The organism is Anoxybacillus sp. CHMUD, from assembly GCF_013096965.1.
GTDB classification, from domain to species: Bacteria; Bacillota; Bacilli; order Bacillales; family Anoxybacillaceae; genus Anoxybacillus; species Anoxybacillus kestanbolensis_A.
The window spans coordinates 108,042-132,674 of sequence record NZ_SDLG01000001.1 but is presented as its reverse complement, the minus strand read 5'-3'; the positions used below and the strand labels follow the sequence as shown (position 1 = coordinate 132,674).

The following is a 24,633-nucleotide window of genomic DNA, read 5'->3' as shown; positions in this document are numbered from 1 at the left end:
CATTTATAAAAAATGTATGTGCATATGACAGGAAATATGTATGAATACATTTACATGTGTCAAAGATGAATGGTAATGAATGTAAGGTAGGTGATTGGAGTGGAACGAGTATCTTCACGTCTTTCAGAAAACGTTTCATATATGAAGGAAAAGCTTGGAGTAGGGAAAAGTTTTGACGTCATTTACTTAGACGTGCATTATGCTGGAAAAGACATGGCGTTATTTATGATTGACGGATTTGTGAAAGATGACATTCTTCATTATTTAATGAAATTATTATCTGAGCTACCAAATGGCACATTAGATGAACAACCGTTAGATAAATTATTAAAAACGCATCTTCCGTATGTAGAGTTGGATCAAACAGATGATTTCGAACGGGTAATTGATGGTGTGTTGGCAGGGCCGACCGCTTTGTTCGTTGATGGAATGGCAAAAGCGATTTTAATTGATGCACGCACATATCCTGTGCGCGGGCCTCAAGAGCCAGATATGGAGCGTGTTGTTCGAGGTGCACGCGATGGATATGTGGAAACGATTGTATTTAACACAGCGCTCACAAGACGGCGCGTGCGAGATCGTTCATTACGAATGGAATATATGCAAATTGGTCGCCGTTCAAAAACGGATGTCTGTGTTTGTTATATTGAAGATATTGCGAATTCACACATTGTGGAAGAAGTGAAACAGTCATTAGCCAAAATTGATACAGACGGCTTGCCAATGGGGGAAAAAACGGTAGAAGAATTTATTTCAGGCAGGCACTTCAACCCATATCCTGTCGTTCGTTATACAGAAAGGCCAGATACGGCTGCAGCTCATTTATATGAAGGACATGTTCTCATTTTTGTCGATGGGTCTCCGAGCGTGTTAATTACACCTGCAACATTTTGGCATCATCTGCAGCATGCAGAAGAATATAGAAATAAACCAATTGTTGGTGCATATTTGCGCTTTGTTCGGTTTCTTGCGGTATGGCTATCGATTTTTTTATTACCGCTTTGGTATATGTGGATGAAAACACCAGAGCTCGTGCCACATGCATTATCGTTTGTCGCAAAATCAACGGAAGGGAATATTCCGTTGTTTGGACAAATTTTACTGATCGAATTTGGATTAGATATGTTGCGAATGGCAGCTATTCACACCCCATCTGCCTTAGCGACAGCACTTGGGCTTGTTGCAGCATTGATGATTGGTGGAATTGCGGTTGAGGTTGGCTTATTTTCTAACGAAGTCATTTTATATTTTGCGATGGCGACGATCGGGACGTTTGCGACACCGAGTTATGAGCTAGGACTAGCCAATCGGCTCGTTCGCCTCGCTTTGCTCGTTGTTACAGCATTATTTGGTGTCATTGGCTACGTTGTTGGTATTACTGCATGGTTAGTTATGCTTGCTCGCATGCAATCGTTTGGCGTCCCATATTTATGGCCGTTTATTCCGTTTTCATATCGCGGAATGCGCGATGTGCTCATCCGTTCCCCAATTCCGTTAAAAAATCGACGACCGACTGTCTTGCATCCGAAAGATCCGGATCGATAAAATGTGAAAAATGTCGCAAAGTCATTGTTCAGTTCTTGACGCCCTTTTGTTTTCTTTATACATTTAGAATATGAAGATTGAAAACGCTTATACACGATAGGTGAAGAAAATGAAATCTGTATATGATGTACAACAATTGCTAAAAAAGTATGGAACGATTATTTACGTCGGTGACCGTCTCGCTGATTTGGAATTGATGGAAGACGAACTGAAAGAATTATTTCAAGCGCAGCTCATTGACGTAAAAGATTATCAAATGGCGCTTCTTATTTTGCGTCATGAAGCACAAATCGAACGAGAAAAAAGAGAAAAAGGGATGAAAGAACAATGGAACAATGGTTAGTTGGCGTAGATTTAGGCGGAACGACAGTCAAATTAGCATTTGTGAACATGTATGGGGAAATCATTTGTAAATGGGAGATTCCAACGGATAAATCCGAACAAGGGAAACATATTACAACACACATTGCAAAAGCGATTGATGAAAAGTTACGTGAATTAGATGAATCAAAAGAACGGTTGATCGGCATTGGCATCGGTGCACCAGGACCTGTTAATATGGCGACAGGAGATATTTATGAAGCAGTAAATTTGGGATGGAAAAACTTCCCTTTGAAAGATCGGTTGGAAATGGAAACAGGTCTTCCTGTCGTTGTTGATAACGATGCGAACATTGCCGCCATCGGAGAAATGTGGAAAGGGGCGGGCGATGGCGCGAAAAATTTAATTCTCGTCACGCTTGGCACAGGTGTTGGTGGCGGTGTGATCGTAAACGGCCAAATCGTGCACGGAACAAACGGCGCTGGTGGTGAAATTGGTCATATCACATCCATTCCAGAAGGAGGGGCTCCTTGTAATTGTGGCAAAACAGGATGTTTAGAGACGATTGCTTCAGCAACAGGTATTGCACGTATCGCGACAGAGCGCTTGCAACAAACCGATGAGCCAAGCCGGTTGCGCGACGTATGGAAACAAACAGGAGCCGTTACGGCGAAAGATGTATTTGATGCCGCGAAAGAGAATGATACGTTAGCGCTACAAATTGTTGATGAAGTGACGTTTCATCTTGGTTTAGCGCTTGCTCATTTAGCCAACGGTTTAAATCCAGAGAAAATTGTCATCGGTGGCGGTGTATCGAAAGCAGGGAGTATGTTAGCGCAAGCGGTTGCTCGTCATTTTAAACGTTTTGCGTTCCCGCGCGTCGCTGAAGCTGCTGACATTGTTATCGCTACCCTTGGAAACGATGCGGGTGTGATCGGTGGCGCATGGCTAGTCAAAACAAATATGTTATAAAAACAGACGAAGCGCTCGTCTGTTTTTTTTTGTCGAAAATTTGTCGGAAAAAAACGTCTTGCATTTTCAGAAGAAAAGGTGTAAAACAGTCATATGTGGACGTGCGACTTGTCTATTATACCGTTTATAGTTTAAGATAACAGTTGCTTTTTTGTTAAGAAAGTATTAATATTGTTTTTGGTTAAGATAAAAAAATGTAAAAAAACGGATGTACCTCATACAACATAGAATAGACAGATGTGGATGGATTAAAGGAGGGAGAGCATATGAAAAACTACCGTTTCGTTTTGTTAACGGTATTGCTTTTATGGTTAAAGACGTATTTAGTCTATAAAAATAGTTTTGATATAAAAATTGAGTCATGGAAGCAGGAGTTTATTTTGTTCATTAGCCCGTTAAGCTTCCTGTTATTTATTTTTGGGCTTGCTTTATTTATGAGTGAGAAGCGACGCAATCGCTATATTGTCATTACAAGTTTCATTATTTCATTTGTTTTGTATGCGAACGTCATGTTTTATCGCTTTTTTAGCGATTTCATTACAATTCCTGTGCTGTTCCAAACGAATAACATGGGTGATTTAGGAAATAGTGTGTTTGAATTGATGAATGTTTCGGATATTTTCTTTTTCCTTGATGTCGCATTGCTGGCTTGGATGGCGTATAAAAAAGTGTCTATTGCGCAATACGTACCAGCGACAAAACGCTTTCGCCGCACCTATTTCCTTGCAACAGTAGCCATTGCTTTATTTAACTTAGGATTAGCGGAAACGGAACGTCCAGAGCTGTTAACGCGCACGTTTGACCGTGAAATGTTAATTAAAAACTTAGGTATATACAATTACCATGTATATGATATTATTTTACAGTCGCGCTCAAAAGCGCAACGTGCATTAGCGGATAGTAGCGAATTGGCGGATATTCAAAACTACGTTAATGCGAATGAAAAAGCGCCGAATAAAGAGTTATTTGGTATTGCCAAAGGCCGTAATGTGATCATTGTGTCGATGGAGTCATTACAAAGCTTCGTTATTAACAATACGGTGAACGGACAAGAAATTACGCCGTTTTTGAATGACTTTATTAAACAAAGCTATTACTTTGATCAGTTTTATCATCAAACAGGACAAGGAAAAACATCTGATGCTGAGTTTTTAATTGAAAACTCATTATATCCGCTCGGTCGTGGTGCGGTCTTTTTCACACATGCGACAAACGAGTATAACGCAACGCCAGAAATATTGAAAAACTATGGCTATTACTCGGCCGTTTTCCATGCTAACAATAAAAGCTTTTGGAACCGTGATGTTATGTATCAGTCTATGAAATACGATCGCTTTTTCTCAATGACTGACTATGACATCACAGAAGAAAATTCAGTTGGTTGGGGATTGAAAGATATTCCATTTTTCGAACAATCTGTGCAACATTTAAAAACGTTGCCGCAGCCATTTTATACAAAGTTTATTACATTAACGAACCACTTCCCATTTGAACTAGGGGAAGAAGATAAGATGGTTCCAGAGTACACGTCGAATAGCCGGACGTTAAACCGCTATTTCCCAACGGTTCGATATATGGATGAGGCGCTCAAAGTATTTATTGAGCGACTGAAAAAAGAAGGATTGTATGAAAATTCTATTATCATCCTTTACGGAGACCATTACGGTATTTCTGAAAATCATAACAAAGCGATGGCTCAATATTTAGGTAAGGATGAAATTACGCCATTTGATCACGTTCAATTGCAACGCGTTCCGTTGATCATCCATATTCCAGGCGTAACAGATAAGCATCCAAAAGTCATTTCAAAAGTATCAGGGCAAATTGATGTGAAACCGACATTGCTTCATTTGCTCGGAATTGATACACGCAACCAAATTCATTTTGGTGAAGATTTATTCTCAAAAGATAAGCTGGACTTCGTTGTTCTTCGTGATGGTAGCTTCGTGACAAAAGATTATGTATATACGAAAAACGCATGCTACGATAAGAAAACAGGGGTAGAAGTCGACGCGTCTCATTGTGAACCGTATATGGAAAAAGCACGTCAGGAGCTTGATTACTCCGACAAAATTGTATATGGTGACTTATTGCGTTTCTACAATAAACAACAAGAAAACAAACGATAAAGCTAGCTCTTGTGACAGAGCTAGCTTTTTTACATACATATGTACAAATGTACTGTTCATACGATGAAACAAGGGGGGAGAGCGATGTACGATTTTTCAACTTTAATGCATGATCTCGATCAATTGCGGTGTCATTCGTTCGTCCGCACGCAAGAAATTGGGCAAAGTGTGTTAAAAAAACCGATTGTTGAGTTACAAATTGGAGAAGGTGAAACATATGTGCATATGAATGCCTCGTTTCATGCGAACGAATGGATTACCTCAGCAGTTGTTATGGCATTTGTAAACGATTATGTGCAAGCGTTAAAGAATAAAAATCACCTTTTCGGATACGATGTACAACAATTGTATAAAAAGACGACATTATCAGTCGTCCCAATGGTTAATCCAGACGGAGTTGATCTCGTATTACATGGAAAAAAGGCTGCACAACATTACGAAGATGAAGTGTTGCACATAAACGAAGGAAACGATGATTTTTCGCAATGGAAAGCTAATATTCGCGGGATTGATTTAAATAATCAATTTCCTGCAAAGTGGGAAGTAGAAAAGGAAAGAAAAATTCCAAAAGCACCAGCTCCACGCGATTTTCCAGGCTCTCTTCCACTCACAGAACCAGAAGCACAAGCAATGGCTGAATTGACGATAAAGCGCGACTTTTTTAAAGTGCTCGCATTTCATACACAAGGAAAAGAAATTTATTGGGGATATGAACAATGCGAACCACTCGAAGCGGAAGAGGAAGTAAATGAATTTGCGAAATGGAGCGGTTATACACCTGTTCGTTATATTGACAGTCATGCCGGGTATCGTGATTGGTTTATTTTCAATTGGAAACGACGCGGTTATACAATTGAGCTTGGTGAGGGGGTGAATCCGCTCCCATTTTCCCAGTTCCAATCGATTTACAATGATAGCATTGGCATTTTTGTGACTGCTCTTGCCCGAACATAAAAAGACGCCAAATAGATGTTGGCGTCTTTTTAACTGGCAACTGGATATCCGTTATGAATGACAGTCATAATTGTAAACCAACCAAATACAGCAACCGTTCCGATTCCGAACAGCACACCAAGGAAATTTTTCTCACGTAATGAACGGATCGTGCCGTAAGCAGCAAGCAATGTCACTAATGTGAAAATCACGACTAAAATAACTCCTGTCGGCATAACTTCCCCTCCTTATGTACACCGATTATTCCTTTTCCATTGTAATCGTTTTTGTTACGTTTGTCGAGGTGCAAAACGTATATTGTTCGTGTACAATGAGAATAGAATATAGGAGAAAGGTGAGGAAATAAAATGAAATGGAACCGAATCCCATTAGGGCCGTTACAAACGAATGCGTATGTGCTCGTTCATGAAGATCAAACATGCTTAGTTTTTGATCCAGGTGACGAGGGGGAAAAACTCATTCATTATATTGAAACGAACGGCTGGACGCCGCTTGCGGTGTTGCTTACACATGCTCATTTTGATCATATTGGAGCGGTAGATGACATAAGAAAGCGATGGTCTATTCCTGTATATGTACATAAGCAAGAGCAACATTGGTTAACAGATCCGATGAAAAACGGCTCCTTATTGTTTATGGGAGAAGCAATTACAGTAAACGAAGCGGACGTATTGCTTGAAGGAGAACAAACGTTGACAATTGGCGATTTCTCACTTCAAGTGTTCGAAACACCAGGGCATTCGCCGGGTAGTGTGTCATACTATATCGAAGATGCTCAAGCAATCGTATCAGGTGATGTGTTGTTTTCAGGGAGTATTGGTCGGACAGATTTGCCTGAAGGGAGTTACGAACAATTGTTACAAAGTATACATCGTAAGTTGCTTGTTCTTCCTGAAGAAACGATTGTGCTATGTGGACATGGACCAGAAACAACGATTGGAGCGGAAATGGATACAAACCCTTTTTTAAATGGATTTTAGACAAAAAAATTCCCTTCTCTATACAGAGAAGGGGGTTTGGGGGATGTTTTATTTCCTATAATGGGAGGGGATATAGTTAAGCTACTACATTAACAATATAACAAATTTAACACTATGTCAATAGTGAAAAAGGGTGCGAATGAAAAAATGTTAGAAAAAATGAGAAATAAACGTTTATCGTATGCACAATATATGGAATTAACATTGTATGATGAACAGTATGGATATTATATGAGAAGAAAAGAAAAAATTGGGCGCGAAGGGGATTTTATTACGACGAGTAACGTTGGGCATATCATTGGACGTGTATTTGCAGATGTGTTTGTTCGCTTGATAGAAACGTATCATGTTCCACCGCTCATCTGTGAAATCGGTGGGGGGACAGGACGATTTGCTTACGCTGTTTTAGAACAATGGAAACGTCAATCACCTAAAACGTTTTCACAAGGACAATATATAATGATCGAAGCAAGTCCATACCATCGGGAAAAACAAGCGGAAACGCTCGCCCCGTTTATTGATTACGTTCGTATCATCTCCAGTTTTGCTGAGCTTTCTGATTCTTTTTCTGGTATTGTATTTAGCAATGAGCTATTTGATGCGTTTCCTGTTCATGTCATTGAGAAACGAGAAGGTCACATATACGAGTGCTTTATTGAAGTAGAAAACGATCAGCTTGTTGAGAAATGTGTTCCGCTTGAAAATGAGCAAATTGCTCAATATATCGTTGAACGGAATATTCAGCTCGTTGACGGACAGCGATTTGAAATTCCGTTAGCGATGAAAAAGTTTATTTTTCAGCTCGATCAAGTAATCGATAAAGCAATTATTTTTACAGTAGATTATGGATATACGGATGAGGAATGGAAACACCCAGCGCGAAAACGTGGGAGCTTGCGCGGTTATTATCGTCATCAGCTCATCGACAATGCGCTTCGTTATCCAGGTGAGATGGATCTCACCACACACATTCAATGGGACGCGTTACGATTTTATGGAGAACAAGCAGGGTGGACATATACTCATTTATGGCGCCAAGATGAATTTTTATTGCAGGCAGGCATTTTAAATCATTTGATTGCCCACCATGATCCAAATCCGTTTTCTGAGCAACAGCGTCATAATCGTGCTATTCGCTCGCTAGTCATGAGCGATATCGGCAGGGCGTTTCATGTGATGGTGCAACAAAAAAACATGAATATTCCTATTTTTACATAAAAAAGCGATGAGGTATACTCATCGCTTTTTTATTCGCCCATACCAGGAACCATCATAAAGGTTGTCCAGTACGTAAATCCGGCAAAAAAGACCGTTAAGTACGCACCGAAAATGTAAATGTACATTCTTTCTGTTAATTTTAAGTAGCTTAACAAAAGAAAGAATCCTGTTTGGCCGAGGAACAATAATGATGTTGTATGCATATGGCCAAGATAGAACATGACAGCAAAAATTCCTGTCCAAAATGACAAGACGCGGAACATACGATCCATATGTATCCCTCCTTTTCTGACCGTTTCCCTTACTTATTATAATGTACTCGAAATGGTTGTGTAAACGTTCTATTTTTTTAGAATGGCTTGATACGTACACGAATTACAGCCTGATGGCATAATTTCTTCAGTCACAAGTTCAGCGTTTGTAAATAATACTTCTAACATTCCTTTTAAAAAGGCGTTATGCATATAACATACAGAATCTGGATGTGCAAATGCGAGTTCTTTAAACGGGCAGTTGAAAATTTCAAAGTAAATTTTCCCTTGATTTTCACTGTAATGGAATGTCGGATAAAATCCAGCGGCTTCCGCTGCTTTTTGTAAAATGTCCATTTTTTCTTCCACACTTAACTGTTCAAGTGCTTGCATCGATTGGACGTGTTGTTGTACAAGTTCTTGACCAAATAACTTTCCTGTTTCATACAACGCTTGTTTTCCTGCTTCTCCAAGTTTCATCATCGCATGGATTGCAATTTTTGATAACAGCTGGTAGTCACGAAACGGAAAATGGAGCTGAATCACATCGTCAGATAGACGGTATAATCGACTCGGTCTGCCACCTTTTCCTGTTTTTTTTGTTTCCGATACAAGCATATTTACATCTTCTAGCTTTGTTAAATGAAGACGCGCGACGTTTGGGTGAATATGAAAAGCGTCAGCAATTTCTTGAACGGTTACTTCTTGATGTTTTCTAGCGATATACTGATAAATTTCATAACGAGTCGGATCAGCAAGGACGCTTGTAATTTTCAGTACTTGGTCCATTATGTCTCACTCCTATATGTTCATTCATTTACATTATAATACATGTATTTCCACAATGGAAATGCATATATAAGTCTTTTTCCCTATCTTTTTGTAACGTTCACAAAGTTTTAAAACAAATTTATATACAAATATTAAACAAATGTTATACAATATGTATAACTAAGTGGAGAGAGGAGTGTGTTGCTATGCTGACTGTATATATGCATCCGAGTTGTACATCGTGTCGAAAAACAAAAAAGTGGTTATGTGCAAACAATATTGCCTTTCATGAGCGCCATTTATTTCGTGAAACACCGACACGTGAGGAGCTATTGCACTTGTTATCATTAACGACGGAAGGGATCGATGAAATTTTAGCTACGCGTAGTCAGTCATTTAAACAACTTGGCGAAAACGTGGAGGATTGGCCTTTATCAAAAGTTGTTGAGTTGCTTGTAAAAGAACCTCGTCTTCTTCGTCGTCCGATCGTCACAGGTGGTAAACGGCTTGTTGTCGGCTATAACCCGTCAGCATTAAAAAACATTGCGAAAAAATATCGTCGTGTTTGTGTCTCATAACGTTCACCCTATGGGTGAATATTTTTTTTGAATTTTTTGCGAATGAAGCAGGAATTTGACGAAAGATGTTGAATAATCAAGGTGAAAAATAAAGAAAGGGGGATGGCATTGCAAACAATCGAGCAATTGGCGGATCGACTTATTGAGGATGCGTATATTCTTCAAGCTTCTGACATTCATATCGTTCCGCGTAAGCAAGATGCACTTGTTCAGTTTCGATTAGGGGGTATGCTCGTTACAAAAAGTGTGTTATCAAAACAGACGTGTGAACGTTTGCTTGCTCATTTCAAGTTTCTCGCTGATATGGATATTGGTGAACGTCGCCGCCCGCAAAGCGGAGCAATGGAAATGAACGTTGCCCACACAACTGTCCATCTTCGTTTATCGACATTGCCTACGATTTATGATGAAAGCTTAGTTATCCGTCTGCTTCCGCTACACTCATTTCTTCCGCTCAAACAACTCGCGCTATTTCCTTCGACCGCAAAAAAGTTGCTTGCGCTATTAAATTATTCCCATGGGCTGATGATTTTCACAGGACCAACAGGATCCGGAAAGACAACAACGTTATACAGTTTGTTAAACGTATGTCGCCATCATTTTCAACGAAATGTCATTACGTTAGAAGATCCGGTTGAAAAGCGGGCGGAAGATGTGTTGCAAGTACAAGTAAACGAAAAAGCTGGCATTACGTATGCTGCAGGGTTAAAAGCGATTTTGCGACACGATCCAGATGTGATTATGGTAGGAGAAATTCGTGATGCCGAAACGGCACGAATAGCTGTACGCGCAGCGCTTACGGGACATCTTGTGCTAACGACGATGCATACGAAGGATGCGGTTGGAGCGATTTATCGTCTTCTTGAGTTTGGTGTACCATTTCAAGAAATGGCGCAAACGTTAGTCGCTGTGACAGCCCAACGTCTTGTGCAATTGAAATGTCCGTTTTGTGAAGCGGAGTGCTCACCTTTTTGCCGACAGTATCGACCTGTTCGTCGAGTCGGTGTTTATGAATTATTATACGGAAGTGAACTGGCACAAGCGATGCGGGCAGCGAAAGGGGAGCAAGCGACATACGTGTATACTCGGTTAAAAGATGTGATTAAAAAAGGCATTGCGCTCGGTTTTTTACACGAGCATGTCATTGAAAGTTGGTTGTTAGATGAAGCGACGTCGTAATTGGTCGTTACAAGAGCAAAGTTCGTTTTTCATCCAACTTGGAAAATTGCTCAGTAAAGGGTATTCGCTTGCTCAGGCGATTGAGTTTTTACAAATTCAGCAACCTGTAGTAAAACAAAAAGATTTAGATGATTGCATGCAAGCATTGCGAGCCGGTGTACCGATTCATGAAACTTTTTCACGCATGCAATTTCATTCTCATCTTTTAGGATATATATTTTTCGCTGAACAACACGGCCAACTTGCTCACGGGTTTATTGAAGCGGGGGAAATCGGACAAATGCGGGCACATTACGTTGAGCAAGTGAAGCGTATGTTACGCTACCCATTGTTTCTTTTTAGTTTTTGTATCGCCATGTTTTTCATATTTCAACAAGTGTTAGCTCCGCAGTTTTCTCATCTTCTTTCTTCATTTCATGCTCGTTCTGCTTTTTCTACGTTCATTTTTTCTGTTGCGGTATGGCTTCCTCGCATTTTTTCTATTGCGCTCATCGTGTTCATTTTCTTCGTATTGTTTTACTTTTTTGTCGTTCGTTCATGGCCTATTTATAGACAAATGAATCTATTTATGAACATCCCAATTGTTCGCTCGTGGATCGTTTCTTTTCATACGCAAGTATTTTCATTGCAATTAAGCCATTTGTTGAAAGGGGGACTATCGATTTATGAGGCGATCCAAATTTTTGAGCATCAATCTCACCTTCCATTGCTGAGAGAGGAAGCGAAATTGATGAAACAACAGCTATGCGCAGGTGAAAAATTAGATGAAATCATCGAACAGCGGAAATATTACGAGAAGGAACTACCTTTCGTCATTCGTCACGGTCAGTCGAATGGAGAATTAGTTCAAGAATTATTGCATTATAGTCAGTTTTCATTGCAAAAACTAGAAAAACGTCTGAAGAAAATGATATATATCATTCAACCACTGTTGCTTAGTTTTATTGGTATTTTCGTTATTCTCATGTATATGGCGATGCTATGGCCCGTTTTTCAATTGTTAAATCACATATAATGGGGGATGTATATGCGAAATGAGAAAGGGTTTACATTAATTGAAATGTTAATTGTGCTAATGGTTATCACAATTTTAATTTTAATTACGATCCCAAATGTGACAAAACATAACAGCATGATTAACAACAAAGGGTGTTCGGCTTTTATAAAAATGGTTCAATCCCAAGTGAAAGCATACGAAATGGAGCACGGTACAATCCCGACTGTGCAACAATTAGTAGATGGAAAATATATTGAGAGCAACCGTTGCCCAAATGGAAAAGAGATCGTTATTACAAATGAAGGAGACGTTTTAGAAGGTGAATGAACGAGGGTTTACGCTTGTAGAAATGTTGATCGTTCTTTTTATTGTCACAACGATCATGGTTTTTACCGTTCCACCGCTTCAACAAACGTTAGCTGAGCGGCAGTTACAATATTTTTTAGAACAGTTTAGTAACGATATGTTATACGCTCAACAATATGCCATCAGCCGAAAAAAGACGGTAGCGATTATGTTTTATTTCGATACATGTCGCTATCAAGTGAAAGAAGGTGGGACGTTTGGGAAGGAATTAATCGCTCGTTCCTTCCCTTCCCCTTTTCAATTTCAAATGGCTACACTATCTCCACCGTTGTTTTATTATCCAAATGGCAATATCAATAAGGCGGGAACATTGCTTGTTGCGTATGGAAGCAAAAAATATAAAATCGTTTTTCAATTAGGGAAAGGGCGATTGTATGTACAAAAATTGTAACGGTTTTACATTTTTTGAACTGCTTATTTCGCTTAGTGTGTGGAGCGGGGTAATCGTTATGATCATCGCTCATTGGACAATCATTATGATAGAGCGAGAAAACAAAAAAGCGGAAACGATCGCCAATCAAATTTTATATGAGGTGATGATGAACGAGCAGATTGGAAACGAAACGGTCGTGGTGCGAGGTACACATACATTTTCACTGTTTATGCGTTCAAATGAGCAATGTGTGCGCTGGGAAGATAGGTTGAAACGAACAAAAGAAAGATGTGAGTCGTTAGGACAATGATTCAAAAAGAGAAAGGATTCACATTAATCGAAATACTCATGTCTCTTACCGTTTTGTTCATCATTTTATCTTTATTGACACCCGCATTTCATCTAGCAGCAAACTATACAGCCAAACGTGGAAACTTTCACTATTTTGAATGGCTTGTTTTTATTCAACAAGCAAAAATGGAACTAAGGGAATCGAAAGATGTTCGTATATACGGAACGACGATTCAATTCGATAAATGGACAGGGGAGCGCGTAACGTATGAAAAGTACGGAACGATCATTCGTCGACGTGTGAATGCTACCGGTCATGAAATTATGCTTCAGTTTATTCAACAAATATCATATGAAAAAGAGGGAGCAGGCATCCGTATTCGTGTATTGACAGACAAGGGGGATGCATATGAAGCGTTCATTCCATCTTTTCGTTCGCTTGAAACATGAACGGGGAGTTGTTTTTCCCTTTACCGTCATGTGTGCGTTATTCATGAGCGCTCTTTTTTTGCATGCTGTTGCATTGTATCATACAGAAATACAATTTTTTGAAGAAGAAAAGAAATGGTACGAAGCAGATTACTTAATGAAACAAGCGCTTATTTATGTGAAACAAACGCTTGCCAGTACACCAGAAAACGTGTCATCATTAACCCAAACGGTTTCATTTGTTCATGGGCAAGCAACATATCGTGCAACACGTATTGAGTCTGATGTATGGTCTGTAACTGTATCGTGCATAACGAATGCACAATTTCGTTACGACGTCCAATTTCAATTCAATGCTTCAACAAACAACATATCAGTGTGGCGAGAAGTATACTAGAAGGGAGAGGGAACATGAAAGCGATTTATTTAACAGGATTTATGGGAGCAGGAAAGACGACAGTTGGTAGACGTTTAGGAGAAGTATTGCAATTGCCTGTGATCGACACAGATGCATATATTGAACAGCAAGTCGGAAAAACGATTACAAAGATTTTCGCAGAAGAGGGGGAAGAGACGTTTCGAGCGTATGAACGAGACGCATTAAAGAAGCTTCCAAAGGAACATGTGATTATTACAACAGGTGGCGGGATTGTCATTCAAGAAGAAAATCGTCAATTTATGCGCGAGCATGGAATCGTCATTTATTTGCATTGTGAGCTACATGAATTGTTTCGGCGTTTAGCTGATGATGAGACCCGACCGTTACTGATGGGAAATAAACAAAAGCAAATGAAACAGCTATTTGAACATCGTCTTCCGTTTTATCAAGAAGCGCATATGACCATTGATACAACAAATCGCACAATAGATGACATCGTAGAAAACATCGTCTCCTTGCTTAAAACACCTCGTTTTTGACGATACTAGCATCGAGGTGATGAACGATGGCAGGAAACGATTATGTGAAATTTATGACCGAACAAGTCGTAAAATATTTAGACCAACCGAGAGACGAACGAAAAAAACAAAGACAACAAAAAAAGGAGTTTAAAAAACAACAAAAGCAACCGTTTTTATATCGCTGGTTCGGCGTCATTCCGTATGCTGTTATCCTTTTATTCAAGCGAAAATAAGGCTTATGTCAGCCTTATTTCGCTTGCAAATAAAATAATCCGCCATTGATAATGGATATGTGAATTCTCGGTTCGTACCTTTGTCGCAATGCTTCTTTTTCTTTTTCATATTCTTCTCGTTTTTCCTCTACGCCTTCGTAAAAATGTTGCAATAATGCTAGTTCTTCTTTCCAGCGTGCTCGCGCTTCATCCGCCCAATGATGTGTTTCAGAGGAGATGAGACGCTCCACAAAAGCTTCAAGCCGGGCAAGTCCGCTCAGCGGTTTAATAAGTGGAGAAATGGTAAAACAGTAATCAGGGACTGTTGCCGCCCACTGTTTTCCTTTTAACACGTCGTAAAATGATTCAATAATCGTTCCACTAATGAGATGAATACCTAACGATAATAAACGATCTTGTTTTCGATCACACTCATAAGAGAGCAATATGTTTGTATGAAGCCACGGATGAAGCGCAACAGAACGTTCACATACTTGTTCATAAAGGCGAACGAATCGACCGTTCATTTTGGCGATTGAAAAAATTTGGTGAAGCCGCGGTGAACCGAAATGAATATATTCCCCTTCTTTTGTAGCTGATTGTCTCGTCATAAGCGATAATTGCAGTGGTTCACCTATGGCTCCGATGCGTTCAACATAATGCCAATAAAAAGGACGATTCATTAATTGTTTATCCATATCGACGGTAAGTTGAACGCGTATGTGGTCATCACTACGTTCTAAAATTGGGCAATGGGTAGCGGTAAAAAAACGTTCGAGAAAAGATTGAATGTCATGTTGCTGCATGGACACTATCCCCCATGTTCGTAAAAATTTCTACAAAATTTTGCATTTTAATTTTTAGTTCCCCTTCACTTTTGGACTGGGCGATTATACGTTCTAAATGATTTGAAAATGTAGGAGATTGTAATTTCATTAAAATATCATCTAACTCACCAACGACTCGTTCAAATAGTTGAATTTTTTCGTACAATAACGTAAACATATGTTCTTCGACCGTATTGCGCACGACAAAATTATAAATGTGGACATCTTTCGTTTGTCCGAGACGGTGGACGCGCCCGATTCGTTGTTCAAGACGCATTGGGTTCCATGGTAAGTCGTAGTTGATGACATGATTACAAAATTGTAAGTTAATTCCTTCTCCTCCTGCTTCAGTCGCGATTAACACTTGCGCGCGATGTTGAAACAACTCTTTCATCCAATCTTTTTTACTTCGTTTAAATCCACCGCGAAACGGCACAGAAGAGATGCCATGTTGTTTAAAAAACCATTGCAAGTACAACTGTGTGGCGCGGTATTCTGTAAATACAATAACTTTATCGTTTATTGTTTGAATGAGTTCTAACGCTTTTTTCGCTTTTGCGTGGTCGGTGATGTCGTTCATTGTTTGCAACAATGCCCCGATTGTCGTTTCAAGATGCGGTTTTTGTTCAAGCATGTTCTTTAGCGTGCAAAAAAGCGCTTCTTTGCTGCTACATATTTCACGCAACAATGTCATATGTGACAGCGATGTATCTGAAAAATGAGTCTTCAACTGTTGAATCGTTTCATATACATTTCGCTCCGCTTCCGAGAAATCAATAAAAAACGTTTCAACGTGCCGTTTTGTCCACTCAATACCTGTATCATGGCGACGATGACGAATCATTACTTTGCGAATGAGCTCTTTTAAATGGGCATCATCGTGTAATGTCCGCAATTTTCCATACTTTTTTTGAAATTGTTCGGCATTTCCTAAATGTCCTGGTTTCAGTAGAGAGACAAGATGAAAAATTTCCTCTACACGATTTTGAATCGGTGTTGCTGTCAATAGCAAACAAAACTTTTTTTTCAGTCCTTGAACAAATTCATAGTTTTTTGTTTTATTGTTTTTTAACTTATGTGCTTCGTCAATAATGACCATATCGTACGTTTGTCCATAAATGATGTCTCGGTGTGGTTGTTTTTTTGCCGTATCAATGGATGAAACAACAATGTCACATTGTTCCCATACGTAACTTTTCCTTTGGGCAACAGCAGGAATAAAAAATTTCTCGTTCAATTCTTGCACCCATTGTGACACGAGAGAGGCTGGAACGAGAATAAGTGCCTTCTGCACAAGTCCACGAATCATATACTCTTTTAAAATCAATCCTGCTTCAATCGTTTTCCCGAGTCCAACTTCATCAGCTAAGATGGCTTTTCCGTTCATTTGTTCAACGACTTGACGGGCAACGTCGTATTGATGGGGTAAAATGGTGACATGTGGTAAATGATTTGGCGCTTGTAGCCCATCAAATTGAGGGATAGCTAACGATTTCGTTGCTTCAAGCGCCAACTCATATAATTCCCAATTTGACCACGGGCCGTCACGTTCAATACGTTTGGCAAATTCATCTTTCCAGCTTCTCTCCCAATGCATGGTGATGTTCATCAAGCATCCCTCATTTTCCGAACATTTTTGTTTAAAACTAAATAAACTTACGTATTTTATTTATAAAAAGGTATTGCGACAAATGAGAAGTTATAAGATAATAAAAAACGTAGGAAAGTTTGTAAAATTGTTTCATCCTATTTCGCGCAGGAGACTCCCACTTCAACGACCAAAGAGAGTAAGTGGGAGAGGAATGCGCGTTCCCCCTTTCTTTTGTGTATGAGATAATAAAGGCGTGGAGAAAACCGTTAAATAAAGGCACTCCAATAACTGCTACTCGATGTATGGAGTTGGTTACAGGAAACGTTGTAACCGTAAAACATCGAGCGTATGTCCGTCTGTTGTGTGTGGAAGCCAAGTACTGCCAACAGACACACCGAGAGAATCGGTAACGATGCAGGCATGACCTGCGTCGTTGGGTAGTCGTCAACCTGCCCCTGATGCAACCCCAAGTCAAGGAAGGAGGACGAAGTCCGTTTGCACTTCTGGGGAGTTGCAAGCCCCCGCTTCAAGCGTTAGCTAAGTGGGGGTAGTTGACTGGTGTGTTTACACGTAGTGTGGCACAAAAACGACAATTGTATACGGGCGGATGAGAACAAGGGGAGAGACTACAGCACGTAGCGCCGAAGGAGCAAGTGGCAACACGAATCTCTCAGGCAAAAGAACTCTTGTTTGACGCAGCTCTGGAGAGCGTTCACAAACGTGAACCACCCACGAGGACACCTAATTACTCTTAGGGAAACTTTCAGGTGAAAGGACAGAGACTACCATATGACAATATGGGGGTCGTCTGTCTTTTTTTATGAACAAGGAGGGAGCATATGTTACAAAGAACACCGCTATTTCCTCTGTATGCAGAGTATGGCGCAAAAACGATTGATTTTGGTGGCTGGGAGTTGCCTGTGCAATTTTCTAGCATTAAAGAAGAACATGAAGCTGTACGAACGCGTGCAGGGTTATTTGATGTGTCCCATATGGGCGAGTTTGAAGTGAAAGGAAAAGATAGTCTTGCTTTTTTACAAAAAATGATGACAAACGACGTTGCGAAGTTAACGGACGGTCGCGCCCAATACACGTTGATGTGTTATGAAGATGGGGGAACCGTTGATGATTTACTTGTTTATAAAAAAGCGGACGATCATTATCTTCTTGTCGTAAACGCTGCCAATATTGAGAAAGATTTTGCTTGGCTTTCTGAGCATGTTGTTGGGGATGTCGAACTTGTCAATATTTCAAACGATATTGCGCAACTTGCGCTACAAGGCCCACTTGCAGAAAAAGTATTACAGCAATTGACGACGGTCGATTTATCTACGATGAAGTTTTTCGCTTTTGCAGATCATGTTGATGTTGCAGGAGTTCAAACGCTTGTGTCCCGAACAGGATATACAGGAGAAGACGGATTTGAGCTATATTGTCGAGCAGAAGATGCCCCAACGCTTTGGCGCACCATTTTAGAAGCAGGAAAAGAAGAAGGGGTACTTCCATGCGGGCTCGGTGCACGCGACACGCTTCGTTTTGAAGCATGCTTGCCGCTATATGGACAAGAACTGGCCAAAGATATTACCCCAATCGAAGCAGGGCTTGGATTTGCAGTAAAAACGAATAAAGATGTCGACTTTTTCGGAAAAGAAATATTGAAGAAGCAAAAAGAAGAAGGAGCGCCACGGAGACTTGTCGGAATCGAAATGATTGACAAAGGCATTGCGCGTCACGGATATGCGGTGTATGTCAACAATGAGCAAATTGGCTTCGTCACGACCGGAACACAATCGCCAACGCTTAAAAAAAATATCGGACTAGCGCTTATTTCTACTGCGTTTTCGTCACTTGGTACGGAAGTGGAAGTAGACGTTCGTGGGAAGCGGTTAAAAGCAAGAGTGGTGGCAACACCGTTTTACAAGCGTACAAAATAATGTGAGGAGAGAGAGTTATGCTTCATCGTTATTTGCCGATGACAGAAGAAGATAAGCAGCAAATGTTACAAACGATCGGGGTACAGTCCATTGATGAATTGTTTTCTGACATCCCGGAAAGCGTCCGTTTTCAAGGAGAGTACAACATTAAGCCGGCAAAATCAGAACCGGAGTTAATGAAAGAATTAATGGCATTAGCGGCAAAAAATGCGGATATGAAGACACACACGTCGTTTTTAGGGGCAGGGGTGTACGATCATTACATTCCGACGATTGTGGATCACGTCATTTCACGTTCCGAGTTTTATACGGCATATACACCGTATCAACCAGAAATTTCGCAAGGGGAATTGCAAGCCATTTTCGAGTTTCAAACGATGATTTGCGAGCTAACAGGCATGGATGTGGCAAATTCATCGATGTACGACGGTGGAACAGCGCTAGCAGAAGCAGCGTTATTAAGCGCGGCGCATACGAAAAAGAAAAAAGTGTTGTTATCAAGCGCGGTGCATCCAGAATACCGCGACGTCGTGAAAACGTATGCGAAAGGTCCTGGGCTAGAGGTAGTAGAAATACCGTACAAAAACGGTGTAACGGATATTGACGCCCTTCAAACAGAAATGAACGAAGATGTGGCATGTGTCATTGTACAATATCCGAACTTTTTCGGACAAATCGAACCGCTAAAAGAGATCGAGCCAATCGCTCATGCGCATAAAGGAATGTTCGTTGTCGCCAGCAATCCGCTTGCATTAGGGGTATTAACGCCGCCAGGCCAATTCGGGGCGGACATCGTCGTTGGCGATGCGCAGCCGTTTGGTATTCCAACGCAATTTGGTGGCCCGCATTGCGGCTATTTTGCGGTGAAATCAGCGCTCATGCGCAAAATTCCGGGACGTCTTGTCGGACAAACGACAGACGAAGAAGGTCGCCGAGGTTTCGTCTTGACATTACAAGCGCGCGAGCAACACATTCGCCGCGACAAAGCAACATCGAATATTTGCTCGAACCAAGCGTTAAACGCGCTTGCAGCGTCGGTGGCGATGACTGCGCTTGGTAAAAACGGGGTAAAAGAAATGGCAACGATGAATATTCAAAAAGCACACTATGCAAAAGAGGCGTTTGTTAATCATGGATTTGATGTCGTATTTACAGGACCGTTTTTCAACGAGTTTGTCATCCGCATGAACAAACCGATAGCAGAAGTAAATAAAAAGCTATTGGAAAAAGGAATCATTGGTGGCTATGATCTCGGGCGTGATTATCCAGAACTACAAAATTGTATGTTAATTGCAGTGACGGAACTACGCACGAAAGAAGAAATCGACACGCTTGTAAAAGAATTGGGGGATTGTCATGCATAAAGACCAACCGCTTATTTTTGAATTAAGTAAGCCAGGGCGAATTGGGTATAGCTTACCGAAGCTAGACGTGCCAGCCATCGATGTTGCACAAGTCATTCCAACCGATTACATTCGTCAAGAAGCACCTGAGCTTCCAGAAGTGTCGGAGCTTGATATTATGCGTCATTATACAGCGTTGTCCAAGCGCAATCATGGGGTCGATTCCGGCTTTTATCCGCTTGGATCTTGTACGATGAAATACAATCCGAAAATAAACGAAAATGTTGCTCGCTTCGCTGGATTTGCTCACATCCATCCGCTTCAGCCGGAAGAAACGGTGCAAGGAGCGCTTGAATTAATGTATGACTTACAAGAGCATTTAAAAGAAATTACTGGAATGGACGCGGTAACGCTACAGCCAGCTGCAGGTGCGCATGGGGAATGGACAGGACTCATGATGATTCGCGCTTATCACGAAGCAAACGGCGACTATCACCGAACGAAAGTCATCGTTCCCGATACGGCGCACGGAACAAATCCTGCATCGGCGACGGTTGCCGGCTTTGAAACGGTGACGGTAAAATCGACCGAAGAAGGGCTTGTTGACTTAGACGATTTACGCCGCGTTGTCGGTCCAGATACCGCAGCGTTAATGCTCACCAATCCGAATACGCTCGGTCTTTTTGAAGAAAATATTTTAGAAATGGCAGAAATTGTGCATGCTGCAGGCGGAAAGCTGTATTATGACGGGGCTAACTTGAATGCGGTGTTAAGCAAAGCACGCCCTGGCGATATGGGCTTTGACGTTGTGCATTTAAACCTTCATAAAACGTTTACCGGTCCACACGGTGGCGGTGGCCCTGGCTCAGGTCCTGTCGGCGTGAAGGCGGATCTCATTCCGTTTTTACCGAAGCCAACGGTGGAAAAGGGAGAAAACGGCTACTATTTCGACTACGATAGACCACAAGCGATCGGGCGTGTGAAGCCGTTTTATGGCAACTTTGGCATTAACGTTCGTGCGTATACGTATATTCGTTCGATGGGGCCAGATGGCTTAAAAGCAGTGACAGAATATGCGGTATTAAACGCCAACTATATGATGCGCCGATTGGCTGAGTATTACGACTTGCCATACAACCGTCATTGCAAACACGAATTTGTTTTGTCAGGAAAGCGACAAAAGAAATTAGGGGTACGTACGCTTGATATTGCGAAACGTCTCCTTGATTTCAGCTACCATCCACCGACAATTTATTTCCCGCTCATCGTCGAAGAGTGCATGATGATCGAGCCGACCGAAACTGAGTCAAAAGAGACGCTTGATGCATTTATTGATGCGATGATTCAAATCGCAAAAGAAGCGGAAGAAACGCCAGAAATCGTCCAAGAAGCGCCACATACAACGGTCGTCAAACGTTTAGATGAAACGACGGCTGCTCGCAAACCAATTTTGCGTTATTAAGAAAAGCGCAAAGCGCCTGCCTATCGGCGAAGAGCGCACAAGCCCCACCGAGGAGGCTGTCGCCGCCGCAGTGTGGGGCGGAGCGACTCGAGCCGATGGCGCTTGGAGCTAGACAGCTCCCTACCTAATCACGTGTATGCTTTCTTTTTCTTAAATAAACGAGGTGCCAGGCGTGTAGGCTTGGCACCTTATTTTTTCTTTACTTTTCCTGTCCACATTTTAAATCCGCCTTTTAAATGGTATAAATCCCGATAGCCGTTGCGATACAACATTTGTGCCGCGCGACTGCTACGTATTCCGCTTTGGCAATATAAGTAAATTGGTTGATCTTTACGCAATTCTTTCATGCGTAAACGTAATTGAGAAAGCGGAATGTTACGAGCTCCTAAAATATGACCTGCCGCGTATTCATCGGGTTCGCGAACATCGATGAGTTGTGCTTTTCGATAGCCTGCGCGAAACTCTTCTTCCGTCAACGTTTGAACGATTCGCTTTTGGTAAAAGTATGTAATGACCGCGTACACAATAATTGCTCCGAGAATAATAAGAGCGATTGTCATGATGCCCCTCCTTTTTTTCATCGTTGCCATGTCTATTATATAAATGTTTTAGGCAAGAAGCAAAGCATTTTCCATTGACTTATTATGTTTGTTACACTATAAAATGATAGAGGAAAGGGTGGAGTAGATGGAAAAAGAAGTATGGCGTTTTATTGACTCAGGCAATTGTTCTCCAGCGTTTAATATGGCGCTTGATGAAGCGTTGTTAGAATGGCATAGCGAAGGAAAAATTCCGCCGACGATTCGGTTTTACGGTTGGAATCCACCGACGCTTTCGATTGGCTATTTTCAAAAAGTGGAAAAAGAAATTGATATGGAAGCGGTCAAAAAGTATGGTCTTGGTTTTGTTAGACGTCCAACCGGGGGACGCGGTGTGCTTCATGACCAAGAGTTGACGTATAGCGTTATCGTGTCTGAATCGCATCCAGCTATGCCACAAACGGTGACGGAAGCGTATCGTGTCATTTCACAAGGCATTTTAGAAGGATTTCGCTTTCTAGGGCTTGATGCGTATTTTGCGGTGCCAAAAACAGAAGAAGAAAAAGCAGATTTAAAAAATCCGCGCTCGGCTGTTTGTTTTGATGCACCGTCTTGGTATGAGCTCGTTGTCGAAGGAAGAAAAGTGGCAGGAAGCGCTCAAACGAGGCAAAAAGGAGTCATTTTACAACACGGATCGATTTTATTAGATTTAGACGAAGACATGCTTTTTAGTCTATTTAAGTATCCGAATGAAAGAGTGAAAGAACGATTAAGGCAAAACTTTAAAAACAAAGCAGTCGCCATTAATGAATTAACGGATCGAAACATTACGATCAATGAGGCAAAAGAAGCGTTTTTCAAAGGATTTGAAAAAGGGTTAAATGTTCAGCTTGAACGATATGAATTAACAGATGATGAGCTTTTCTACGTTCAGCAACTAGCGAAAAACAAATACGAAACAGATGAATGGAATTTTAAACGGTAAATTTTTCTCTTGACAAATAAAAAATGCTTGACTTAATTATCAATATGTAGTATATGATTTTTAAAAAATCATACTATATATTGATTTTTTTATTGATTATTGTTGTCGATATATGGTAGTTTAATATAGTAAGATTATGTTGGTAGAGGAGAGGTAAAAAAATGACGGTTGCGTTTTCTGAAAAAATGACGGTGAATGTGGACAAGTTGAACGAAGATATTCGTCTCTTTCCACAAGTGCACCCGATTACCCCTGAGATGCACATTACATATAAGGGTGTGTCGCGTTTAGTGATGCTTGATCGCTATTCGTTTAAAGATACGGAAAAGTTGACGTTAAGCGTTGGGGACTTTGTCGTTTTAACGGTAAAGGAAGATCCGAAGTTTCCAGCGCGTGGCCTTGGATTTATCGTTGAGTTGGACTGGGAAAATAAAAAAGCACACGTGCTCGTTGAAGAAGAATATCGTCATGTGTTGGAAGGAGACGAAGCGAAAACAGGCGTTGTTGTTCGCTCGCTCGATGTCATTGAAAAGCCACTTGAAATTTTTTATGAGCAAATTGCAAAGCGGAACGCAACCGGGCTAGCCGCTGTTGAAAAAACAGAAGAAAAAAGAAAAGAGTGGTTTGAAAAGTTTTATGAACAGCTCGTCAGCCTGAATTTTGTTCCAGCTGGACGCGTACTGTACGGAGCAGGTTCTGGGACAGAAGTGACGTACTTTAACTGTTATGTTATGCCATTTGTGAAAGATTCGCGCGAAGGCATTTCTGAGCATCGCAAACAGGTGATGGAAATTATGAGCCGCGGTGGCGGTGTAGGAACGAACGGTTCTACCCTTCGTCCACGTAACACACTCGCGCGCGGAGTGAACGGAAAATCGTCCGGGTCCGTATCATGGCTTGACGACATCGCAAAATTAACCCATCTTGTCGAACAAGGTGGCTCCCGTTAACAGAGCGCCATCGGCGGGAGTAAAATCTCGTGAATTGCTGGAACACCCTAAAGCCAATTGAACCACAACGTAGCTGGCAACGGCAGGCGTGATGGTGTGAAAATCAATTGGATGGAACAATGGGCAACCAGCAGCCAAGCGTCTCTGGAAACAGAGATGAAGGTTCAACGACTATTGAAACTTCCTACAGCTTCCCATACAATGAATGTAATAAATAAACATGTTTGGAGTGGAGAAGCCATGGAAGGAGTAAATCGTAACGCCCGGCAACGAGGTTACGAGGCACGAGACAAAGAAGAGATGTTGGAAAAAGCGAAATATCTCCATAAAGAAGGATATAGCCAAGTTAAAATAGCTAAAATATTAGGTGTAAATAGGGGAACTTTAAGAAGATGGAATGAAGAAATGAAAATGTTTGAAATCAGAAAATGTGGGGAAGCCGGTAAGCTAGCGAACAAAAAATATGATTATAATGAAAATTATTTCTCTGATATAAAAACTCCAATATCAACATGGAGATATAAAATTGAATAGAA

The 24,633-nt window shown here is 41.0% G+C and carries 28 protein-coding genes, 1 pseudogene and 1 riboswitch; of the genes and pseudogenes, 23 read left to right on the top strand and 6 right to left on the bottom strand.

What is annotated here, in order from left to right; translation table 11 throughout:
* The first annotated feature begins 141 nt into the window (after positions 1 to 141).
* The 5 genes from ETB99_RS00735 (at position 142) to ETB99_RS00715 (ending at position 5,921) form a co-directional block, all read left to right on the top strand.
* Positions 142 to 1,545, top strand: coding sequence for a spore germination protein (locus ETB99_RS00735; protein ID WP_064221267.1), 1,404 nt, complete (start codon positions 142 to 144; stop codon positions 1,543 to 1,545).
* A gap of 109 nt (positions 1,546 to 1,654) precedes the next feature.
* Positions 1,655 to 1,888: a YqgQ family protein gene (locus ETB99_RS00730; protein ID WP_006317940.1), complete on the top strand. Its 234-nt coding sequence runs from the start codon at positions 1,655 to 1,657 to the stop codon at positions 1,886 to 1,888.
* Entirely contained in the window at positions 1,873 to 2,838 is a 966-nt protein-coding gene (locus ETB99_RS00725) for an ROK family glucokinase (protein WP_171699681.1), read from the top strand. Before ETB99_RS00730 ends, ETB99_RS00725 begins: the two co-directional genes overlap by 16 nt.
* Before the next feature lie 266 nt (positions 2,839 to 3,104).
* A complete protein-coding gene (locus ETB99_RS00720) occupies positions 3,105 to 4,967 on the top strand; it encodes an LTA synthase family protein (protein WP_171699680.1) in 1,863 nt (620 codons plus the stop codon).
* 84 nt (positions 4,968 to 5,051) lie between these two features.
* Complete coding sequence (locus tag ETB99_RS00715) at positions 5,052 to 5,921, top strand: M14 family metallopeptidase (RefSeq protein WP_253263515.1); 870 nt, start codon at positions 5,052 to 5,054, stop codon at positions 5,919 to 5,921.
* Positions 5,922 to 5,950: 29 nt separating this feature from the next.
* Here the strand turns inward: ETB99_RS00715 and ETB99_RS00710 are convergent, their stop codons facing one another.
* Positions 5,951 to 6,136, bottom strand: a complete 186-nt coding sequence (locus ETB99_RS00710; protein WP_091700632.1) for a DUF2759 domain-containing protein — start codon at positions 6,134 to 6,136, stop codon at positions 5,951 to 5,953.
* A 132-nt stretch (positions 6,137 to 6,268) separates the two neighbouring features.
* On the opposite strand from ETB99_RS00710, the gene ETB99_RS00705 reads away from it, so the two are divergent.
* Both ETB99_RS00705 and ETB99_RS00700 read left to right on the top strand, forming a co-directional pair.
* Positions 6,269 to 6,901: an MBL fold metallo-hydrolase gene (locus ETB99_RS00705; RefSeq protein ID WP_171699678.1), complete on the top strand. Its 633-nt coding sequence runs from the start codon at positions 6,269 to 6,271 to the stop codon at positions 6,899 to 6,901.
* Between the two features lie 114 nt (positions 6,902 to 7,015).
* Complete coding sequence (locus tag ETB99_RS00700) at positions 7,016 to 8,119, top strand: class I SAM-dependent methyltransferase (RefSeq protein ID WP_171699677.1); 1,104 nt, start codon at positions 7,016 to 7,018, stop codon at positions 8,117 to 8,119.
* A gap of 29 nt (positions 8,120 to 8,148) precedes the next feature.
* Here the strand turns inward: ETB99_RS00700 and ETB99_RS00695 are convergent, their stop codons facing one another.
* Positions 8,149 to 8,391 (bottom strand): DUF2626 domain-containing protein, encoded by a 243-nt coding sequence (locus ETB99_RS00695; RefSeq protein WP_004889537.1) that lies wholly within the window; start codon positions 8,389 to 8,391, stop codon positions 8,149 to 8,151.
* 69 nt (positions 8,392 to 8,460) lie between these two features.
* Positions 8,461 to 9,159, bottom strand: a complete 699-nt coding sequence (locus tag ETB99_RS00690; protein ID WP_077428759.1) for a helix-turn-helix transcriptional regulator — start codon at positions 9,157 to 9,159, stop codon at positions 8,461 to 8,463.
* Between the two features lie 188 nt (positions 9,160 to 9,347).
* On the opposite strand from ETB99_RS00690, the gene ETB99_RS00685 reads away from it, so the two are divergent.
* The 10 genes from ETB99_RS00685 to ETB99_RS00640 all read left to right on the top strand — a co-directional run bounded on the left by ETB99_RS00685 (position 9,348) and on the right by ETB99_RS00640 (position 14,487).
* Complete coding sequence (locus tag ETB99_RS00685; protein ID WP_077428758.1) at positions 9,348 to 9,719, top strand: Spx/MgsR family RNA polymerase-binding regulatory protein; 372 nt, start codon at positions 9,348 to 9,350, stop codon at positions 9,717 to 9,719.
* 108 nt (positions 9,720 to 9,827) lie between these two features.
* Positions 9,828 to 10,898 carry a competence type IV pilus ATPase ComGA gene (comGA, locus tag ETB99_RS00680; protein ID WP_077428941.1) on the top strand — a complete coding sequence of 357 codons (1,071 nt, stop codon included), beginning with the start codon at positions 9,828 to 9,830 and terminating at the stop codon, positions 10,896 to 10,898.
* Entirely contained in the window at positions 10,882 to 11,913 is a 1,032-nt protein-coding gene (gene comGB / locus ETB99_RS00675; protein WP_004889541.1) for a competence type IV pilus assembly protein ComGB, read from the top strand. Before comGA ends, comGB begins: the two co-directional genes overlap by 17 nt.
* A 12-nt stretch (positions 11,914 to 11,925) precedes the next feature.
* Complete coding sequence (gene comGC / locus ETB99_RS00670) at positions 11,926 to 12,222, top strand: competence type IV pilus major pilin ComGC (RefSeq protein WP_006317959.1); 297 nt, start codon at positions 11,926 to 11,928, stop codon at positions 12,220 to 12,222.
* Entirely contained in the window at positions 12,215 to 12,652 is a 438-nt protein-coding gene (comGD, locus tag ETB99_RS00665) for a competence type IV pilus minor pilin ComGD (protein WP_077428756.1), read from the top strand. Before comGC ends, comGD begins: the two co-directional genes overlap by 8 nt.
* The gene (comGE, locus tag ETB99_RS00660) at positions 12,636 to 12,944 is read left to right on the top strand and encodes a competence type IV pilus minor pilin ComGE (RefSeq protein ID WP_077428755.1); all 309 of its coding nucleotides are present in this window, start codon (positions 12,636 to 12,638) and stop codon (positions 12,942 to 12,944) included. Before comGD ends, comGE begins: the two co-directional genes overlap by 17 nt.
* Positions 12,941 to 13,375 carry a competence type IV pilus minor pilin ComGF gene (gene comGF / locus ETB99_RS00655; protein ID WP_129000543.1) on the top strand — a complete coding sequence of 145 codons (435 nt, stop codon included), beginning with the start codon at positions 12,941 to 12,943 and terminating at the stop codon, positions 13,373 to 13,375. The genes comGE and comGF overlap by 4 nt, the downstream gene beginning before the upstream one ends.
* Positions 13,335 to 13,751: a competence type IV pilus minor pilin ComGG gene (comGG, locus tag ETB99_RS00650; RefSeq protein WP_171699676.1), complete on the top strand. Its 417-nt coding sequence runs from the start codon at positions 13,335 to 13,337 to the stop codon at positions 13,749 to 13,751. The genes comGF and comGG overlap by 41 nt, the downstream gene beginning before the upstream one ends.
* Positions 13,752 to 13,765: 14 nt before the next feature.
* Complete coding sequence (locus tag ETB99_RS00645) at positions 13,766 to 14,272, top strand: shikimate kinase (RefSeq protein WP_077428752.1); 507 nt, start codon at positions 13,766 to 13,768, stop codon at positions 14,270 to 14,272.
* Positions 14,273 to 14,298: 26 nt separating this feature from the next.
* Entirely contained in the window at positions 14,299 to 14,487 is a 189-nt protein-coding gene (locus tag ETB99_RS00640; RefSeq protein WP_004889551.1) for a YqzE family protein, read from the top strand.
* A 14-nt stretch (positions 14,488 to 14,501) separates the two neighbouring features.
* Here ETB99_RS00640 and ETB99_RS00635 read toward each other — a convergent pair whose 3' ends face one another.
* The gene (locus ETB99_RS00635; protein ID WP_171699675.1) at positions 14,502 to 15,272 is read right to left on the bottom strand and encodes a YqhG family protein; all 771 of its coding nucleotides are present in this window, start codon (positions 15,270 to 15,272) and stop codon (positions 14,502 to 14,504) included.
* On the bottom strand, positions 15,259 to 16,902 hold the full coding sequence (locus tag ETB99_RS00630; RefSeq protein ID WP_077428750.1) for a DEAD/DEAH box helicase: 1,644 nt from the start codon (positions 16,900 to 16,902) through the stop codon (positions 15,259 to 15,261). The genes ETB99_RS00635 and ETB99_RS00630 overlap by 14 nt, the downstream gene beginning before the upstream one ends.
* A gap of 589 nt (positions 16,903 to 17,491) precedes the next feature.
* A riboswitch (glycine riboswitch) is annotated at positions 17,492 to 17,580 on the top strand.
* A gap of 143 nt (positions 17,581 to 17,723) precedes the next feature.
* Between ETB99_RS00630 and gcvT the strand changes: the two genes are divergently transcribed.
* Genes gcvT through gcvPB form a run of 3 tightly spaced genes read left to right on the top strand, consistent with a single transcriptional unit; the run spans position 17,724 to position 21,623 of the window.
* Positions 17,724 to 18,818: a glycine cleavage system aminomethyltransferase GcvT gene (gene gcvT / locus ETB99_RS00625; protein ID WP_077428749.1), complete on the top strand. Its 1,095-nt coding sequence runs from the start codon at positions 17,724 to 17,726 to the stop codon at positions 18,816 to 18,818.
* 17 nt (positions 18,819 to 18,835) lie between these two features.
* Positions 18,836 to 20,182, top strand: coding sequence for an aminomethyl-transferring glycine dehydrogenase subunit GcvPA (gene gcvPA, locus ETB99_RS00620; RefSeq protein ID WP_077428748.1), 1,347 nt, complete (start codon positions 18,836 to 18,838; stop codon positions 20,180 to 20,182).
* Entirely contained in the window at positions 20,175 to 21,623 is a 1,449-nt protein-coding gene (gene gcvPB, locus ETB99_RS00615; RefSeq protein ID WP_171699674.1) for an aminomethyl-transferring glycine dehydrogenase subunit GcvPB, read from the top strand. Before gcvPA ends, gcvPB begins: the two co-directional genes overlap by 8 nt.
* 188 nt (positions 21,624 to 21,811) lie before the next feature.
* Here the strand turns inward: gcvPB and ETB99_RS00610 are convergent, their stop codons facing one another.
* Positions 21,812 to 22,183: a rhodanese-like domain-containing protein gene (locus ETB99_RS00610; protein ID WP_035019487.1), complete on the bottom strand. Its 372-nt coding sequence runs from the start codon at positions 22,181 to 22,183 to the stop codon at positions 21,812 to 21,814.
* A 127-nt stretch (positions 22,184 to 22,310) separates the two neighbouring features.
* On the opposite strand from ETB99_RS00610, the gene ETB99_RS00605 reads away from it, so the two are divergent.
* The 3 genes and pseudogenes from ETB99_RS00605 to ETB99_RS00595 all read left to right on the top strand — a co-directional run bounded on the left by ETB99_RS00605 (position 22,311) and on the right by ETB99_RS00595 (position 24,631).
* Positions 22,311 to 23,147, top strand: a complete 837-nt coding sequence (locus ETB99_RS00605) for a lipoate--protein ligase family protein (RefSeq protein WP_006317987.1) — start codon at positions 22,311 to 22,313, stop codon at positions 23,145 to 23,147.
* 161 nt (positions 23,148 to 23,308) lie between these two features.
* Positions 23,309 to 24,094, top strand: a pseudogene (locus ETB99_RS00600) (ribonucleotide reductase N-terminal alpha domain-containing protein); the annotation flags it as partial.
* A 99-nt stretch (positions 24,095 to 24,193) separates the two neighbouring features.
* Positions 24,194 to 24,631: a helix-turn-helix domain-containing protein gene (locus ETB99_RS00595; RefSeq protein ID WP_253263514.1), complete on the top strand. Its 438-nt coding sequence runs from the start codon at positions 24,194 to 24,196 to the stop codon at positions 24,629 to 24,631.
* Positions 24,632 to 24,633: the final 2 nt, after the last annotated feature.